The organism is Arthrobacter sp. KNU-44 (assembly GCF_051843155.1).
Taxonomy (GTDB): Bacteria; Actinomycetota; Actinomycetes; order Actinomycetales; family Micrococcaceae; genus Arthrobacter.
Genome location: NZ_JBPXNG010000002.1, coordinates 4,719,309 through 4,734,956 on the forward strand (window position 1 = coordinate 4,719,309; position 15,648 = coordinate 4,734,956).

At 62.6% G+C, this 15,648-nt stretch carries 14 protein-coding genes; 3 read left to right on the plus strand and 11 right to left on the minus strand.

Annotated elements, in window-relative coordinates:
• The first annotated feature begins 110 nt into the window (after positions 1 to 110).
• The 3 genes from fdhA (at position 111) to ACSVHC_RS23125 (ending at position 2,277) form a co-directional block, all read left to right on the plus strand.
• Positions 111 to 1,331 carry a formaldehyde dehydrogenase, glutathione-independent gene (gene fdhA, locus ACSVHC_RS23115; RefSeq protein ID WP_437773752.1) on the plus strand — a complete coding sequence of 407 codons (1,221 nt, stop codon included), beginning with the start codon at positions 111 to 113 and terminating at the stop codon, positions 1,329 to 1,331.
• Between the two features lie 90 nt (positions 1,332 to 1,421).
• Positions 1,422 to 1,610: a hypothetical protein gene (locus ACSVHC_RS23120; RefSeq protein ID WP_437773751.1), complete on the plus strand. Its 189-nt coding sequence runs from the start codon at positions 1,422 to 1,424 to the stop codon at positions 1,608 to 1,610.
• A gap of 238 nt (positions 1,611 to 1,848) precedes the next feature.
• Complete coding sequence (locus tag ACSVHC_RS23125) at positions 1,849 to 2,277, plus strand: cupin domain-containing protein (RefSeq protein WP_437773750.1); 429 nt, start codon at positions 1,849 to 1,851, stop codon at positions 2,275 to 2,277.
• A 459-nt stretch (positions 2,278 to 2,736) separates the two neighbouring features.
• Here the strand turns inward: ACSVHC_RS23125 and ppsA are convergent, their stop codons facing one another.
• The 11 genes from ppsA to ACSVHC_RS23180 form a co-directional block, all read right to left on the minus strand.
• Positions 2,737 to 5,136, minus strand: coding sequence for a phosphoenolpyruvate synthase (gene ppsA / locus ACSVHC_RS23130; RefSeq protein WP_437773749.1), 2,400 nt, complete (start codon positions 5,134 to 5,136; stop codon positions 2,737 to 2,739).
• Between the two features lie 148 nt (positions 5,137 to 5,284).
• Complete coding sequence (locus ACSVHC_RS23135) at positions 5,285 to 6,103, minus strand: pyruvate, water dikinase regulatory protein (protein ID WP_437773748.1); 819 nt, start codon at positions 6,101 to 6,103, stop codon at positions 5,285 to 5,287.
• A 374-nt stretch (positions 6,104 to 6,477) separates the two neighbouring features.
• A complete protein-coding gene (locus ACSVHC_RS23140; RefSeq protein WP_437773747.1) occupies positions 6,478 to 7,083 on the minus strand; it encodes an NIPSNAP family protein in 606 nt (201 codons plus the stop codon).
• A gap of 88 nt (positions 7,084 to 7,171) precedes the next feature.
• Positions 7,172 to 7,573, minus strand: coding sequence for a GlcG/HbpS family heme-binding protein (locus ACSVHC_RS23145; RefSeq protein ID WP_437773746.1), 402 nt, complete (start codon positions 7,571 to 7,573; stop codon positions 7,172 to 7,174).
• Positions 7,574 to 7,642: 69 nt separating this feature from the next.
• A complete protein-coding gene (locus tag ACSVHC_RS23150; protein WP_437773745.1) occupies positions 7,643 to 7,960 on the minus strand; it encodes a hypothetical protein in 318 nt (105 codons plus the stop codon).
• Positions 7,961 to 8,014: 54 nt separating this feature from the next.
• Complete coding sequence (locus ACSVHC_RS23155; protein ID WP_437773744.1) at positions 8,015 to 9,667, minus strand: amidase; 1,653 nt, start codon at positions 9,665 to 9,667, stop codon at positions 8,015 to 8,017.
• A gap of 116 nt (positions 9,668 to 9,783) precedes the next feature.
• Entirely contained in the window at positions 9,784 to 11,001 is a 1,218-nt protein-coding gene (locus tag ACSVHC_RS23160) for a cytochrome P450 (RefSeq protein WP_437773743.1), read from the minus strand.
• 10 nt (positions 11,002 to 11,011) lie between these two features.
• Positions 11,012 to 12,028 carry a PDR/VanB family oxidoreductase gene (locus ACSVHC_RS23165; protein WP_437773742.1) on the minus strand — a complete coding sequence of 339 codons (1,017 nt, stop codon included), beginning with the start codon at positions 12,026 to 12,028 and terminating at the stop codon, positions 11,012 to 11,014.
• A 182-nt stretch (positions 12,029 to 12,210) separates the two neighbouring features.
• Complete coding sequence (locus ACSVHC_RS23170; protein WP_437773741.1) at positions 12,211 to 13,440, minus strand: acyl-CoA dehydrogenase family protein; 1,230 nt, start codon at positions 13,438 to 13,440, stop codon at positions 12,211 to 12,213.
• On the minus strand, positions 13,441 to 14,514 hold the full coding sequence (locus ACSVHC_RS23175) for a phosphotransferase family protein (protein WP_437773740.1): 1,074 nt from the start codon (positions 14,512 to 14,514) through the stop codon (positions 13,441 to 13,443).
• 8 nt (positions 14,515 to 14,522) lie between these two features.
• Positions 14,523 to 15,644, minus strand: a complete 1,122-nt coding sequence (locus ACSVHC_RS23180) for an ABC transporter substrate-binding protein (protein WP_437773739.1) — start codon at positions 15,642 to 15,644, stop codon at positions 14,523 to 14,525.
• Positions 15,645 to 15,648: the final 4 nt, after the last annotated feature.

Here is a 15,648-nt window from a genome sequence, read left to right on the forward strand (position 1 = left end):
ATCAAGTGACCAACCTGCTTCACGAAAACTGACAACAACTACCTCACGGACAGTCTGATGCGTCCAGCATCACCGTGAGGGTTCGATCGCCAACCCATAGGAGCCATTCAATGTCAGGTAACAAAGCCGTTGCATACAAGGCGCCGGGGATCGTGGAAATCATCGATACCCCGTTTCCCACCTTTGAACTGCAGGCCGGCCCCGGCGTCAATCCCGTCAATGTCGGTCGGAAGGTCCCGCACGGGGTCATCCTGCGCACCGTCAGCACCAACATCTGCGGCTCGGACCAGCACATGGTTCGTGGCCGAACGACCGCTCCGGCCGGTCTCGTCCTGGGGCACGAGATCACCGGCGAAGTCATCGAGACCGGGCCCGACGTCGAGTTCATCAAGGTTGGGGACATCGTCTCGGTCCCCTTCAACATCTCCTGCGGTCGCTGCCGAAACTGCAAGGAGGGCAAAACCGGGATCTGCCTGAACGTGAACCCGGACCGTCCCGGGTCCGCCTACGGCTATGTCGACATGGGCGGATGGGTCGGCGGGCAGGCGGAGTTCGTCCTGGTCCCCTACGCGGACTGGAACCTGCTGCGGTTCCCCGATCGTGATCAGGCCCTGGAGAAGATCATGGATCTGACCATGCTCTCGGACATCCTCCCGACCGGTTTTCACGGGGCCGTCACGGCAGGTGTCGGCGTCGGGTCCACTGTCTATGTTGCCGGGGCCGGTCCTGTGGGGCTTGCCGCGGCGGCCAGCGCCCAACTGTTGGGGGCCGCCGTGGTCATCGTGGGGGATCTCAATGAGGATCGCCTGGCCCAGGCCCGGTCCTTTGGCTGCGAATCCGTCAATGTGGCCAACGGCGACCCGGCTGACCAGATCGAGCAGCTTCTCGGCGTCAGGGAGGTCGATGCCGGGATCGACGCAGTCGGTTTCGAGGCCCGCGGACACGGACACGGTGCCGGGGCCCAGGAGGCACCGGCCGCCGTGCTCAATTCGCTGATGGACCTCACCGCCGCCGGCGGGTCGCTGGGCATTCCCGGCCTTTATGTCACCGGGGATCCGGGTGCCGCGGACGAGGCGGCCCAGAAGGGCAGCCTGTCCCTATCCCTGGGCACCGGTTGGGCGAAGTCCCTCTCCTTCACGACCGGCCAGTGCCCGGTGATGAAGTACAACCGGCAGTTGATGATGGCGATCCTGCATGACAGGATCCAAATCGCCAAGGCGGTCAACGCTACGGCCATTTCGCTCCAGGACGCCCCGCGGGGGTATGCGGAATTCGATGCCGGAGCCGCCACGAAGTATGTACTGAACCCGAACGGCTACCTCAGCAACTAGTAAATAGGAACCCGCCTAGGCGGCAGGCGGCTTTACCGGCCCGTGCCGCCTAAGCACACCCACCACCAACACAAAGTAAGGGTTATCTCCATGTCCCAGCACCAAGACCAGGCACCTACCCTCCGGATTAGCAGTATCGGGAACGAGTTCGTTGATATCGAGTTGGAGTCAGCCAGTCCCGTAACTGTTCGGCTGCAGCTGGATGGTGGCTGCAATTTCCAGCACGACAACCGAAACCGCCCCGGCTCCTACGTCGACAGTGATCTTGGTATCCGCTGACTGCCGCGCCGTCCGAGGTCCTGAGTCAAAGCGTAATGCCGTGAGTCCAACCGGGAATCCCAGTACGGACGATCGGACTGCCCGTAGTTTGTTCTACCGGGTCGCAGGATCAGCACCATCGGAGGATAAGCAACGTGTCCTCCGGTGGTCTCTCTGCTCCCGGAGGAAATGATGCCCATCCCGGCATGAACAAAGGCAGCTCGGCTAAAGATGCTTTAGACGTAATGAGGAGATATCGATGCTTGAGCGATCCGGAACATACGCGTTTCCCTACAACCTGCATGAGGGCTCGCCGCTACGGATGCAGTGGCTTTTTTACGGTCAGTCCGAATTGCCTGTGGTGTTGCAAACTTGGGAATTGCCTCCCGGAGGCTTCGAGGGTATGCATTCACATGCCGAGCCCGGGCGCCCGTTGGAAGAGATTTACGTTGTCACGGAGGGCATGGGTCAAATGACCGTCCAAGACGAAACATTTTCGATAGGAGTCGGTGACGCGGTCCTCGCGAGGGTGGGCTGCCGGCACGATCTGCGCAACACCGGCCAGGGGCCACTCAAGATGCTGGTCCTCTGGGGCGAGCCACGGGCGGCCGATTACTCCAACTTTGGATCGGCCAAGATGGCCCGCATAGCAAGAACCGAGGCGCCCCTTGATCGGGGCGACCTTTGATCGGAACGCCGGTAACCGGCCGCCGTGACCGGCCCATCCCCTTACGGCTTCCAGGATCCCGCTTCAATGGGATAGAGACAGACCGTATGAGACAGCTACGACTCTGAAACGGCGGGAAATCGGGGCCAGGACCGTTTCCCTCTTAACCAGAGCCTGTGAGAGTACGCCCGACCCTCCTGCGTCGCTTGTCTACTCGCGAACTTTTGGACTGTTCCAGGTACCCCAAGTTGCACTCCGGCCCCTCAACCCAGCCAAGGCTCCGCTCACAGAACGACGCCGAAACATACCGACAAGCCGGAATTCACCGGGACCTGACGTAGCTGTCAAAAGCCCCAGCCCAGGTTGCGATATGCCAGCCGCGCCCCGCAGCGAACCCAATGCGAGCAATTCGGGCGGAAGTCTCCCCACCAACTGCACCAGCGCAGCTACTTTTCCTGGTAACTGCGCTGGTGCGGTGGTTCATTGGGAGGCGGCAGCCGTCTGAGACGTACTTCCGGCGAGTCGAAGCCAGGTATCCACAACGGTGTCAGGGTTCAGGGAGACGGAATGAATGCCTTCTTCTACCAGCCATTCGGCAAAGTCCGCGTGATCGCTGGGACCTTGGCCGCAAATGCCGACGTATTTGCCGCGGGCCTGGCAAGCTTTGATCGCCATGCTCAGTAGCTTCTTCACAGCTGGATTTCGTTCATCAAAGCCTCCAGAAACGATCGCGGAGTCCCGGTCCAGGCCCAGGGCCAGCTGCGTCATGTCATTGGATCCGATCGAGAATCCATCGAAGTAGTCAAGGAATTCGTCGGCGAGCAGGGCGTTTGACGGAACCTCGCACATCATGATGACCTCGAGGCCGTTTTCGCCGCGTTTGAGGCCGTTTTCGGCGAGCAGGTCAATGACGCCTTTGGCCTCGTCCAGGGTGCGCACGAAGGGGATCATCAACTTCACGTTCGTGAGTCCCATCTCGTTGCGGACAAAGGACAAGGCCTCGCACTCGAGATCGAAGCAGTCGCGGAAGGAAGGCTCCAAGTATCGTGAGGCGCCGCGGAACCCGATCATCGGGTTCTCTTCGTGTGGTTCGTAAGCGGGTCCGCCAATCAAGTTCGCGTATTCGTTGGACTTGAAATCGGACATCCGGACAATGACGGGTTCAGGCGCGAAGGCCGCCGCAATGGTGGACACGCCCTCGGCCAGGCGTTTGATGTAGTAGTCGCGAGGGCCATCGTATGCGGAAATCCGCTCCCGGATCTCGGCGGCGATGCCGGCAGGCTGGTCGGCGAGGTTCAGCAGCGCCTTGGGGTGGATGCCAATCTGCCGGTTGATGATGAATTCCAGGCGGGCAAGCCCTACCCCGTGGTTGGGCAGCTGCGCGAAGGTGAACGCCTGTTCCGGGGTACCGACATTCATCATGACTTTCACCGGCGCTTCAGGCAGTTGGGTGATTTCCGTTTCCTCAACGCTGAAATCCAGGAGCCCTTCGTAGATCACGCCGGTCTCACCATCAGCACAGGAAACGGTCACCTCGAGGCCGTCAGAGAGGACGTCCGTGGCGTCCCCAGTGCCCACGACGGCGGGTATGCCGAGTTCACGAGCGATGATGGCCGCGTGGCACGTGCGCCCGCCGCGGTTTGTCACGATGGCCGAGGCGCGCTTCATGATCGGTTCCCAGTCCGGGTCGGTCATGTCGGCGACGAGAACGTCGCCGGTCTTGAAGGCGGCCATTTCTTCGATCGCGGTGAGGATGCGGACGCTGCCGGCGCCGATGCGCTGGCCGATGGCGCGGCCCTCAACCAGCACGCGGCCTTCATCGTTGAGCCGGAACCGGCTCAGGTTCCCCGCAGCACGTCGGGACTGGACGGTTTCGGGGCGTGCCTGAAGGATGTAGAGTCCACCATCGATCCCGTCTTTTCCCCACTCTATGTCCATGGGGCGACCGTAGTGGTTTTCGATGGCGACGGCGTGCCGGGCGAGCTGCTCGACGTCGTGATCGCTGAGACTGAAGCGGTTTCGCAACTCGGCTTCCACCGGTACGAAGTCAACAGTGCGGCCGACTTCAGAAGAGTTCGTGTACGTCATTTGGAGGGCTTTCTCCCCCAGACCGCGTTTCAGAACCGCAGGTCGGCCAGCCTGCAGCGCGGGTTTGTAAACGTAGAACTCATCAGGGTTCACGGCGCCCTGGACGACGGCTTCGCCCAGACCGTAGGAAGATGTGACGAAGACGGCGTCCTGGAAACCGGACTCGGTGTCCATGGTGAACATGACGCCGGAGGCGCCGACGTCCGAGCGCACCATGCGCTGAACGCCAGCGGAGAGTGCCACGTCGGCGTGTTCGAACTTGTGGTGCACGCGGTAAGCGATGGCCCGGTCGTTGTAGAGGGACGCGAACACGTCCTTGATCGCAAGCAGGATGTTGTCGATGCCGCGGACGTTCAGGAAGGTCTCCTGCTGCCCGGCGAACGATGCATCAGGAAGGTCTTCCGCGGTAGCGCTGGATCGGACGGCCCAGGAGAGGTCCTTGGCACCGCCGTGTTTGTCCACCAGCGTCCGGAAGGAGCTCCGGATCTGCTCCTCAAAGTCCGGCAGGAACGGCGTCTCACGCATCATGGACCGGATATCCTGTCCGGCAGAGGCAAGGGCTGTCACGTCGTCGGTGTCCAAGCCGACCAGCCGGTCGGCGATCTTCTGGTCCAGGCCGGAATCCGCCAGAAAGTTGCGGTACGCGTCAGCTGTTGTGGCGAAGCCGTCCGGGACCTGGACCCCGGCTGAGGTCAAATTGCGGACCATTTCACCGAGAGAGGCGTTCTTTCCGCCCACCCGGTCCAGGTCCTTGAGCCCGAGCTCGGAAAACCACAGGATGTCATTCGTCATAGTTACTGCTCCTTTGCAGTTGATGGCGTGCACGGGGGCCACCCAGCCCGCACGGATGGATGGAGGCACATTTCTCTACACCATGGCAGGTTGTCAGTGTAGTTTCCACCAGATGTGGGCCGTGACACATCAGGGTGTACACGCTTTTCTAATGTTTCAGATTCATTCGCTGAAGGATGGTAGCGGCCATTTCCTCCACGGATACCGTCGCGGAATTCAAGTATGGGATTCTGTGGGATACATACAGTTGCTCGGCGCTGCGCAACTCGAAGCCGCACTGCCGGAGTGAAGCGTATGCTGAACCGCGACGTCGTTCGGTGCGGATCTGACTTAGGCGCAGCGGGTTGGATGAGAGGCCGAAACACTTCTCAACGAAGGGCCGAAGAGGCTTGGGTAGGCCCTCACGTTTAAAGTCTTCGTCCACGAGAGGGAAGTTCGCCGCGAATATGCCGTGCTGAAGAGCCAAGTACATGGTGGTTGGGGTCTTGCCGCAACGCGACGGGGCTACCAGAATAACCTGGGCCTTTTCCAACGCCCGGAGGCTCTGCCCATCGTCGTGTTCCATGGCGTACTCCACCGCGGCCATCCGGGATTGATACCGCTCCGCGTTGCCCAAGCCGTGGGCCCTGCCGGGTTCGCCACTGGCCAGCGAACCGAGTGCTTCCTCCAATTGCCCGAGATGAGCCCCGATGAGATCGACGATGATTCCCTTGCACGTCGCCAAGACATGGCGGATATCGCTGCTGACCGCAGTCGAAAAGACGATCGGACGCAGGCCAGCATCGGCGAGCCCGTCGATGGTACCGGCCACGGTCCTGGCCTGCTCAATGGTCGTGATGAAAGGGACTGTGATGCGGTCAAAATTGTTTGCGGGGAACTGCGTCAACAGTGTGTTGCCGAGCGTTTCCGCGGTGATGCCTGTGCTGTCGGAAAGAAAATAGACAGGCCTGAGATCGTCATTGCTCATGACCGCATTCTTGCACCATGGCGACGTCCCGTGCGTGCCGTCACCATCTGCGCGGGATCTCGCGCCTCTTCTCACCCCTTTGGTTCACAACGCATCGACTTCCACACATATCCAAATTCGGGTATTTCGGACTTTACATTTTCCTAAATTCGTCGAAGGAGTGTTGTAGGCGCCCACGATTGGGCCGATCACACGAGACGATCCAACTTCGACCTCCTTGCCGGGACCGGAACCCAGAGACCAAGAAGCGCGCGTGCCGTTCGTCGATTTCAGCTCCAAGGAAACTTAAGTACTTGCCCAGCCTCAAAAAGAGCGCAGGCACCTGTTCCATACCCTGGGCAGGCCTTAGCTGGCTGTAGGTCGCTCCGACTCCCCTACTGCAACGGCGAAAATACCGACGGCGCCAGGCGCTTCACCATCGTGGATGTCGGCACCGGACCATCAACCGGAGGCATTGCTTCGGCTCCAATGGCTCCACTCGCACGCTTCTTCCCGTCGGGGTGCGCCCAGATCTGGACGATCCCGTTGGTCTGACCGAATTCCAACCGCCCGGCCAGAACGAGCGAGTCGTGCTGGCTGCGCTCCTTAATCGCATTGGACCATGCCTCGCCGGCGGCGCGAAGTTCGGAGACGATGAAGTAGTCGTACCGGATTTCAAAAACGGGCCCGATGGCGCCGGGTGCCCGCTCTTCAACAAAGTCGAAAGGGACGACCAATTCCACCATCATCCGGTTGACGAATCCACCCGTTGCCGGAGGCCAGTTCGGGTGCTGGGCGGCGCGGGCCCGCACCTCGGTGCGCTCGGCCTGGTCCTCGTAGGGCCACACGTGGACCACTTCGCTCACCGGCTGGTCCGTGGTGCGCCAGAAGCCCGCCAAAGGCGAGAACGCGGCACGGTCAACATAGCCGGCGCCGAATCGCCGCTCAAACTCCGGCACATTCTCCGAAGCCACCTGGTAAGTACGGATTTCGTGGATCATTGATACATCCTTCTCGCGTTTGCTGGGCAAATTCTTGTGCGCGCTCCCTGCACCGATTTTCGATTCCGTGGGGCCTGGACCGGAAGGTTCAGCCTTTCAGTGCGGCGGCACCGGCGCCGGCGCATTCCTCGTCCTGTTCGCCCGTTCCGCCGCCCACGCCGCAGGCACCGACAAGGACGCCGCCACTGAAGATCGGGACCGCGCCTTTGGCATAGAAGATGTGGCCCCCTTCGGCCTGGGCGATGCCCTGCATGATCGGCGCAGCCGCCCGTTCTGCGAGCAGGCCGCTGGGTTTGGCAAACCCGGCGGAGGCGACGGCCTTCCCCAGGGAACCGTAGCCTGCGCCCCAGTGCCCGCCGTCCATCCGCCCGAAGGCGAGCAGCCGGCCTCCGGCGTCGCAGACCGAGACGCTGATCCTGATATCCAGTTCCTGGGCCTTTTCGATGGCGTGTGCGATGACGAGATTTGCCTGGGCGAGGGTGAGTGTCATGGCCTGTCTTTCGGGTTGTTTCGGAGTGGGGCCTCGGGAATCGCTGACGTAGCCACGGAGCCGGCGCGCCTAGGGAATTGCCCGGAACATCGACAACGAGGCGTTGGCCGTGTGCGGCCTGATCTTCGACGCCCAATCGCCCTGCGCGGAGGCGGCTTTCCACGCCTCCGTTTGCGGCAGGTCCGGGGAGTCCACGCGGTAGAGCGTGGCGTACCGCTGGATGCCTGCGTTGGACCGCTCCAGGACATACCGCTGGACGCCCAGCACACCGGGGACTTTGGCGATGAACGGAACGTGCTCGGTGTTGTAGATGCGATTGAATTCATCTTCGAATTCCTCCGGGATATCGAGCTGGACGAGCCACAGATATTCGGTGGTTTCCTTCAAGTGCTTACCTTTCGACGGCCACCTGGCGGCGGCATGGTGAGGGCGGGGCAAGTTTTACCGTGAGCGGAGGGAGAACACGTTGGCCGGCGCCTCGGCGTACAGATGGTCACGTGGCATCCGTTCGGCCATCGCCAAGGCGTACGGCGCGCCTTCAACCAACTGTTCAAACATCCGCTCCCCCAGAACGAGTCCGGCACGGCCTGCCGCCGCACGGCACGCCTTGCGCAGGACTGCGTTGGCTTCCGCGGGGGTAACCGGCGTCAAGGCGGGCTCCTCCACCGACGGTGCAACGGCGTTGTCGGCCAATTGGGGGTGTTGCCGGTGCCATCCTGTAGCCAGCTGGTATGCATGGCCGATTCGCAGAACCGTCGCTTCACCGAAGGGCCGGCCGAGGATCTGCATGCCTAGCGGCAACCCGTCGGGACCGAAGCCGTTCGGCAGCGCGAGGACCGGCTGGCCGGTGACGTTGGCCGCGGTGTAGTGGTTGGCCTGTTTCCAAAAGTCCAGTGGGTCATGCGCGGAGAAGGCCGGAGCCTCGCCCGCGCAGATGGTGATGAAGGCATCGAAGCGCCCGTACAGTGGTCCCATCTCCGCGACGGCCCGTTGGTGTTCCCTGCCCGCCCGGATGAGGTCGTTGGCCGTGAACAGAACGGCCGGCAGCATGCGGGCCAGAATGTCCGAGCCGAAATCAACGGGCCGGGTGATCAGCTCATGCTGGTGCACATTGAACACCTCGGTTTCGGCAATGATGGTCTTGATGTCGCCGTAGCTCCGCATTGGCCGGATCCGGCAGTCCTCCAGCGTGGCACCCAGGTCCGCAAGAACACCAAGGGCCTCCTCCATGGCCCGGCGCTCGTCCGCCCCGGTCCGGACTTCTTCCTCCCAGTTGTGCCGTAACACCCCGATCCGCAGTCCACGCAAGTCCCCGGTCAGGGCACCCCGGTAGTCCGGAACGCCGCGGGCCACGCTGGCTGGGTCGGCCGGGTCGTGGCCGGCTATGGCCTGGAGCAGAATCGCACAGTCCTCGGCGGTTCTCGCCATGGGACCGATGCGGTCGAACGTATGTGAATGGGGAATCACCCCCGAGCGGCCCACCAGCCCTGTGGTGGGCATCAGACCGGTAATGCCGCAGCGGGAGGCGGGCACACGGATGGAACCGCCGGTATCGGTGCCGATGCTTGCCGGGACCATCCCCGCCGCGATCGCGGCCGCGGAACCACTCGAAGACCCTCCGGTGACCCGGCTCAGGTTCCATGGGTTCCGCGGTGGCGGCCAGGGCACGTCGAACGACGGCCCGCCATGGGCGAACTCGTGGAGCGCCAGCTTGCCCATGAGCAGTGCGCCGGCCTCCCTCAACCGCGCGGTCACGGCAGCGTCCCGGACCGGCACATTATCTTGCAGTACGCGGGAGTGCCCAGTGGTCAGGATGCCCGCGGTGTTGAAACAATCCTTCAGCGCGAAGGGAATACCATGCAGAACACCGCGATACCTGCCGGCGGCAATCTCTGCGGCCGCCTCGCGCGCCCCGCTGCGTGCGGTCTCAAAGGTCCGGGTGACGTATGCCTGCACCTGGCCGTCGACGGCATAGGCTCGCCCGATCAACGCCTCGACGTACTCCACCGGGGACAGTTGGCCTGATCCGATGAGCTCCCCGGCTTCTGCCAGTGTCAGTTGGTGGAGCCGGGCAGTTTCATCGGCAGCGGTCATTTGTTCAGCTCCTTCGTTTTCGAAAGTCCAGCGCGGGCCGCGGGCACGTCAATAAGCCGCATGCCGACGTCGGGAGCGTTTGACCCCGACGTCGGCATACGGCTCTTTCAACTGTTCTAGGCGAGCGTCAGCCGCAGCGGAACCGAGTCCCAACCGCGCAGGGTGTTGTTGTGGTGGCGGCCGATAGCCGAGGCAAGCTCAATGCTCTTGATCCGGGGCACCAATTGTTCGAGCAGCGACGCAGCCTGGAGGCGGGCTGCATGCTGGCCGACGCACTGGTGAATGCCCATGCCGAACGACAGATGCCCGGAGGGGTCGCGGGAGAGGTCGAACTTGTCCGGGTTATCCCAGCGCCGCGGATCGCGGTTTGCCGCGGCGAAGCACAGCATGACCCTGCTGCTCTCGGGAATAGTCCTTCCGCCGATGGTGACGTCCGTGGAGGTCTTGCGAAAGATCTGCTGGACAGGGGATTCCCAGCGCAACGATTCGTCGAAGGCAACACGTGCCAGGTTGGGGTTCTTGCGAAGCGCCTCCCACTGTTCCGGGTTGGAGGCAAAGGCGTAGAGCATCCCCGAAATCCCGTAGACGGTGGTGTCCACCCCGGCTGAGAGCAGCGAGCGGGTCAGCAGCGGGGCCTGCTCGTGCAGGATATCGCCGCGGTCGGCAGCGGCCCAGATATCGGCGCCGAAACCCTCTGGCTTCAACGAGTCGCGCTGGCACTTGGCGGTGGCCCACTCGCTGTATTCGGCGGCCTTGCACTTGCCCTGCTCCACGAGCTCGTTGTCGGGACCTAACGCGTTGAAGATGTGGTCGGCGTAGGGCACCAGGTTTTCGCGGTCTTCCTCGTCGATGCCGGAAGCCTCAGGGAAGAAGTTCACCGGGAGCTTCGAACCGATGTCGCCGTGGCCATCGACCTCGACCTGCCCGCCAGGGCCTGTGCCCGCCAGCAGGTCCTCAACCAGCCCTCTGGCTACCTCCAAGCAGGCGTCCTTCATCGAGCGCAGGACCCGCGAGGAAAGGATCTCCTGCAGCACTTCGCGCGGCGCGTCGTGCTGCGGCGGATCCATCTGCAGGAGGCCACGGGCGCGCCAAGGCTCGTTGAGCCCCACACCGGATCCCGAGGTCAGCTCCTGCCAGTTCGCGACGGCGGCAGAGAGGTCCGCATATCGTCCGATCGCATAGGCGTTGTACTTGGACAGGAACGCCACGGGGCCCGCCTCGCGCAAGCGCTCTTGAAATGGTAAGGGGTTTTCCAGGATTTCCGGCGAGAACGGGTCATCGTCGAGGACCGGAATCGTTCCGTGGTTGACGGGGCACTTCGTTGCTGTCGACATCGGGTATCTCCTAAAGATCCAGCACGAGGCGATCGGTGATCGCGCGTGAGACACATACAAACATTCGGTCGTTCTTGGCGCGCTCCGCCTCATTGAGCAGCGAGTCACGGTGCTCCGGGGTGCCTCGCAGGACGCCAACCTCACAGGTGCCGCACACGCCTTCGTTGCACGATGAGAGCACCCGGACTCCGGCGTCGCTCAACGCCGAAAGAACCGTCTCCTCGGTCCCGACGGTTATTCGCCTCTTGGAGAGGGCCAGTTCAAGCTCGAACGGCTCGGTCCGCACCGGGGCCGGGAGCGTCGCCGGGACGAAGCGCTCGAAACGCACCGCCCAAGACGGCCAGGCGGCAGCGGCACCGGCCACTGCGTTCAGCAACGGCTCCGGTCCACAGCAGTAAACCCTTCCGCCGTCGAGCGGTTCATTGAGGAATGCGAGGTTCAGGTGGCCGTTCTCGTCCTGCGGCCAGACGGTGACCTTGTCGCCGTACTGGGCCAGCTCGTCCAGGAACGCCATCGAGGCACGCGTGCGCCCACCGTAGTGCAGGTGCCAGTCGATGCCGAGTTGCTCCGCGGCGACGATCATGGTCATGATCGGCGTGATCCCGATGCCGCCGGCAATGAATTCGTAGCGGGTCGCCTGGGACAGCGGGAAGTTATTCCGTGGAGTTCCAACTGTGAGCATGTCTCCGACGGCGAGCTGGTCATGGATGTAGCGCGAACCGCCTTTCGAGTTCGGTTCGTTCAGGACCGCGACCTCGTATGCGTGCGGGTCGCGGCGGTCGCCGCACAGGGAGTAATGGCGCGAGAGGGATCCCGCGTCAGCGGTCGGGAGTACCAGTTCGATGTGTGAACCCGGTGCCCAGTCAGGGACGCGGCCGTTGTGCGGTTCCTCGAGTCGCAACTGCACAACACCGTCCGCGATGACTTCCTTCCGCGCGACCCGGAGGGACTGGATTCCAGGATGACCGGCAGCGGGCCTGGAGGTCAAGGATTCGTCGACGCTGAGCGAATCGGAAGTAGTAGTCATATCAAGATCATGCGCAACGGGGCCGTACACAAGCAATCTCGCGCGGCCTATCGAGGCGATAGGCGCATTGTGACGGTTTGGCCCTTGACAGCGTTTTCCCATGAATTCTCCGGACACGCCGACGTCCCCCTCACCACGGGTTGTGGTGAAGGGGACGTTGAACCCGCTTAGGAGTTGCGTCGTTATCCTTTGCGTCGCGCGCGCTGGCGCTTCAGCTCATTGCGGGCCAGGGCGTTCTTATGCACCTCGTCCGGGCCGTCGGCGAACCTGAGGGTGCGCGCATAGGCGAAGGCCGAGGCCAGGAAGAAGTCCTGCGAGAGCCCGCCTGCGCCGTGTACCTGTATGGCCTTGTCGAGGATCCATTCAACGGTGGACGGGGTGGCAATCTTGATGGCCTGGATTTCGGTGTGGGCGCCCTTGTTGCCGACTGTGTCCATGAGCCAGGCAGTCTTGAGGACCATCAGGCGCAGCTGTTCGACGCGGACGCGGGATTCGGCGATCCAGTCACGGATCACCCCCTGCTCGCTCAGGGGCTTGCCGAATGCAATACGCTCGTCGGCACGTTCGCACATCATCTTGATGGCGCGCTCGGCCATGCCGATTGCACGCATGCAGTGATGGATGCGGCCGGGGCCCAGGCGCGCTTGGGCAATCGCGAAACCGTCGCCCTCGCCGCCGATGAGGTTCCCTGCCGGGACCCTGACATTCGTGAACACGATCTCGGCGTGGCCGCCGTTGTAGTGGTCCTCGTACCCGAAGATCTTCATGGCCCGCTTGACTTCGACCCCGGGGGTATCGCGCGGCACCAGGATCTGGCTCTGCTGGCGGTGCCGCTCGCCGGTGGGATCGGTCTTGCCCATCACGATGAAGATCTTGGCGTTGGGGTTCATCGCGCCGGTGATAAACCATTTACGGCCATTGATCACGTAGTCGTCGCCGTCGCGCACGATGCTTGTCTCTACGTTGGTCGCGTCGGAGGAGGCGACGGCTGGCTCCGTCATCGCAAAGGCCGAACGAATCTGCCCGTCGAGCAAGGGTTTGAGCCACTTCTCCTTCTGCTCTTTGGTCCCGAACTCGGCCAACAATTCCATGTTGCCGGTGTCCGGGGCCGAGCAGTTCAGGGCCGCCGGGGCGAGAATCCGGCTGCGACCGGTGATTTCGGCAAGCGGGGCGTACTGTACGTTGGTCAGCCCTGCCCCCTCGTCGCCGGGTAGGAACAGGTTCCACAGGCCACGGCGGCGTGCCTCGGCCCGCAACTTCTGCAGGATGGGCGACTCCGACCACGCATACGGGTTCTCGAGGTTTTCCAGCTCTTCCTGGTATGCCGCTTCGGCCGGGTAAATGTGCGCGTACATGAAGTCGACAAGCTCCTTCTTCAGAAGCTCTGTCCGCTCGTCTGTTGAGAATTCCATCTACTTGTACTCCTTGAGTGATTCGAGCCCGAGTCCCAGCAGCAAGGGCACAGTGCTGCCGCTGTCTTCAAAGCCCTCGCCAACGGTTTGCCTGTTGATGTGTCTGTAGCGGACGCCTTCGGAAATACCAGCGAGCTTGAAGCAGGCCAGTCCCAGGTAGAATCCGAATCCGTCAAGGGAGCGGCCGCTCTCGGCCTCGTAAAGCGCCATGATCTCTTCCTCGGAGGGGTAGCCGGGCGCCATTGTCACCTCGTAGGTGGCCGGGTCCGTCGACGCCCGGGCTGCCACGATCCGTGCGCGCCGCTGATAGGTCAGCATCAGCGCCAAGTCCAGCAGCGGGTCCCCGAGCGTGGCCATCTCCCAGTCGATGACTGCGGCCGGCAGGTCGTTGGCGCCCATCAACACGTTGTCCAGACGGAAGTCCCCGTGGACGATGCCCGAGGCGGACACGGAGGGCACCGCGGCGGCGAGCTTTTCGTAAAGTTTGTCCGCACCTGAAAGTTCGCGGGTGAAGGATGCATCAAGCTGCTGCTTCCAGCGCTTCACCTGCCGGCCGAGGAACCCATCGGGCCTACCGAAGTGATTCAGGCCGACCGCGGAGGGATCCACCCGGTGCAGCTTTGCCAGGGTACGCACTAGCTCGGTCCCGATGGCCCGCGTGCGTGCCTCGCCGAGCGGCGTGATCTCGTCGGCGTACCTGTACGGCACGCCGGCGATCCGCTCCATTAAGTAAAAATCGGTACCCAGGACGTCGTTGTCGTCGCAGTAGGCAATCATCCTGGCCACCGGAACGTCCGTGTGTCGAAGCGCATCGGCTGCCTTGTACTCACGGCGCATGTCGTGGGCGGTGGCCATGATCTTACCCAGCGGGGGCCGGCGCACAATCCACCGGTGATTCCCGTCGGTTAGCTCATAGGTCAGGTTCGACTTTCCACCTTGGATCAGACTGGCCGAGAGCTCCCCTTGGACAAGCCCGGGGCACTTCACCACCAGCCAATCCTTCAGCCGATCAAGGTCGAGACCGGCGGGAGATTCATGGCGGGTCGTCACTCCGCTGTCCTTTGCTGTCTGCATCGCGTCACTCATGCCCGGGCGAACTCCGGAACGAGGGCCTCGTAGGTAATGTCGCCTTCCTTGACGCTTCCAAAACGCAGCGCAAGTTGAGCCATGTGGTCGACAGTCTCCCGCGTTGCTTTGAAAGTCGGTTTGAGCTTGGGTGCCACGTCGCTCGCGTAGTGGTCGACATAGGCCGCAGCGATGGCTGGCGCCTTGCCGCCAAGCCCGGAGGTGTTGAGCAAGTCGGCCGCCGCCGCTTTGTTCCCGATGATCCACTTGCTGGCATCATCCTGGGCTGCCAACCAGTTCTTGACGACATCCGGATGCTGTTGCACCATTTCCTCGCGGACACCCATCGCGACCACAGCCTGGTTGCGCATTAGCTCGGGCACGTCCGCTTCTGCGAAGTCGATCAGGACCTTCCCACCGGTCTCCTGGGCGACGAATCGCGTTGCAGTCCATTGGACCGTGACGTATGCATCGATGCGTCCGCCATTCAGGTTTGGAATCGCCTGCGCAGTCGGGCCAACAGCAAGCACCGTGACGTCGTTGTACTTCATGCCTGCCAACTCAAGGGCGAGCTTCAATTGCAGGTCGCCGCCGGAACCGACGCTCGAGACGCCAATGCGCTTGCCCTTCAGGGAACCAATCTTCTCTTCGAAGCGGGCCCCGGACCCGGGCCAGTTGAGCTCCTTGCTGCCGACGATCCCGTAAGTCGTTTCGAGGGTCCGGAACCCTACGAGCAGCGGGCGCTTGCCTTTCGAACTGTTCGCGTGGGTTGCCATCAGCAGCAGCGTGTCCGAAGCATACGCGTCGACGGCGCCGGCAACCAGCAACTGGTATGCCTGGACGCCGCTTTGTGGGCTCAGATGCTTCGGGACATCCAGTTGGTGCCTTGCGTAATCCTTGTTGGCAAGATTAATTGCATCAAGCAAGTACGCGTCGCCAGGGAAGGAAGCGATTGCGAATTTCTGGGGCTCGGCCGCGGAAGCCGAACTTCCGCCGCCCCCACACCCCGTCAGAAATGAGGCCGAGCCAATCGCTGCAGCACCGAGGCCGAAATACTGCAACAGCGCCCGTCGTGAGACTCCGCCATCCAACGCCAGCAGATCCCCGAAGGGCGATCCGTCTTTCTGTAACTCAAACATTGCT

Excerpts from the sequence above, each read along its gene's own strand:
- fdhA (WP_437773752.1), top strand. The coding sequence starts at position 111 with ATGTCAGGTAACAAAGCCGTTGCATACAAGGCGCCGGGGATCGTGGAA.
- ACSVHC_RS23120 (WP_437773751.1), top strand. The coding sequence starts at position 1,422 with ATGTCCCAGCACCAAGACCAGGCACCTACCCTCCGGATTAGCAGTATC.
- ACSVHC_RS23125 (WP_437773750.1), top strand. The coding sequence starts at position 1,849 with ATGCTTGAGCGATCCGGAACATACGCGTTTCCCTACAACCTGCATGAG.
- ppsA (WP_437773749.1), bottom strand. The coding sequence starts at position 5,136 with ATGACGAATGACATCCTGTGGTTTTCCGAGCTCGGGCTCAAGGACCTG.
- ACSVHC_RS23135 (WP_437773748.1), bottom strand. The coding sequence starts at position 6,103 with ATGAGCAATGACGATCTCAGGCCTGTCTATTTTCTTTCCGACAGCACA.
- ACSVHC_RS23140 (WP_437773747.1), bottom strand. The coding sequence starts at position 7,083 with ATGATCCACGAAATCCGTACTTACCAGGTGGCTTCGGAGAATGTGCCG.
- ACSVHC_RS23145 (WP_437773746.1), bottom strand. The coding sequence starts at position 7,573 with ATGACACTCACCCTCGCCCAGGCAAATCTCGTCATCGCACACGCCATC.
- ACSVHC_RS23155 (WP_437773744.1), bottom strand. The coding sequence starts at position 9,667 with ATGACCGCTGCCGATGAAACTGCCCGGCTCCACCAACTGACACTGGCA.
- ACSVHC_RS23160 (WP_437773743.1), bottom strand. The coding sequence starts at position 11,001 with ATGTCGACAGCAACGAAGTGCCCCGTCAACCACGGAACGATTCCGGTC.
- ACSVHC_RS23165 (WP_437773742.1), bottom strand. The coding sequence starts at position 12,028 with ATGACTACTACTTCCGATTCGCTCAGCGTCGACGAATCCTTGACCTCC.
- ACSVHC_RS23170 (WP_437773741.1), bottom strand. The coding sequence starts at position 13,440 with ATGGAATTCTCAACAGACGAGCGGACAGAGCTTCTGAAGAAGGAGCTT.
- ACSVHC_RS23175 (WP_437773740.1), bottom strand. The coding sequence starts at position 14,514 with ATGCAGACAGCAAAGGACAGCGGAGTGACGACCCGCCATGAATCTCCC.
- ACSVHC_RS23180 (WP_437773739.1), bottom strand. The coding sequence starts at position 15,644 with ATGTTTGAGTTACAGAAAGACGGATCGCCCTTCGGGGATCTGCTGGCG.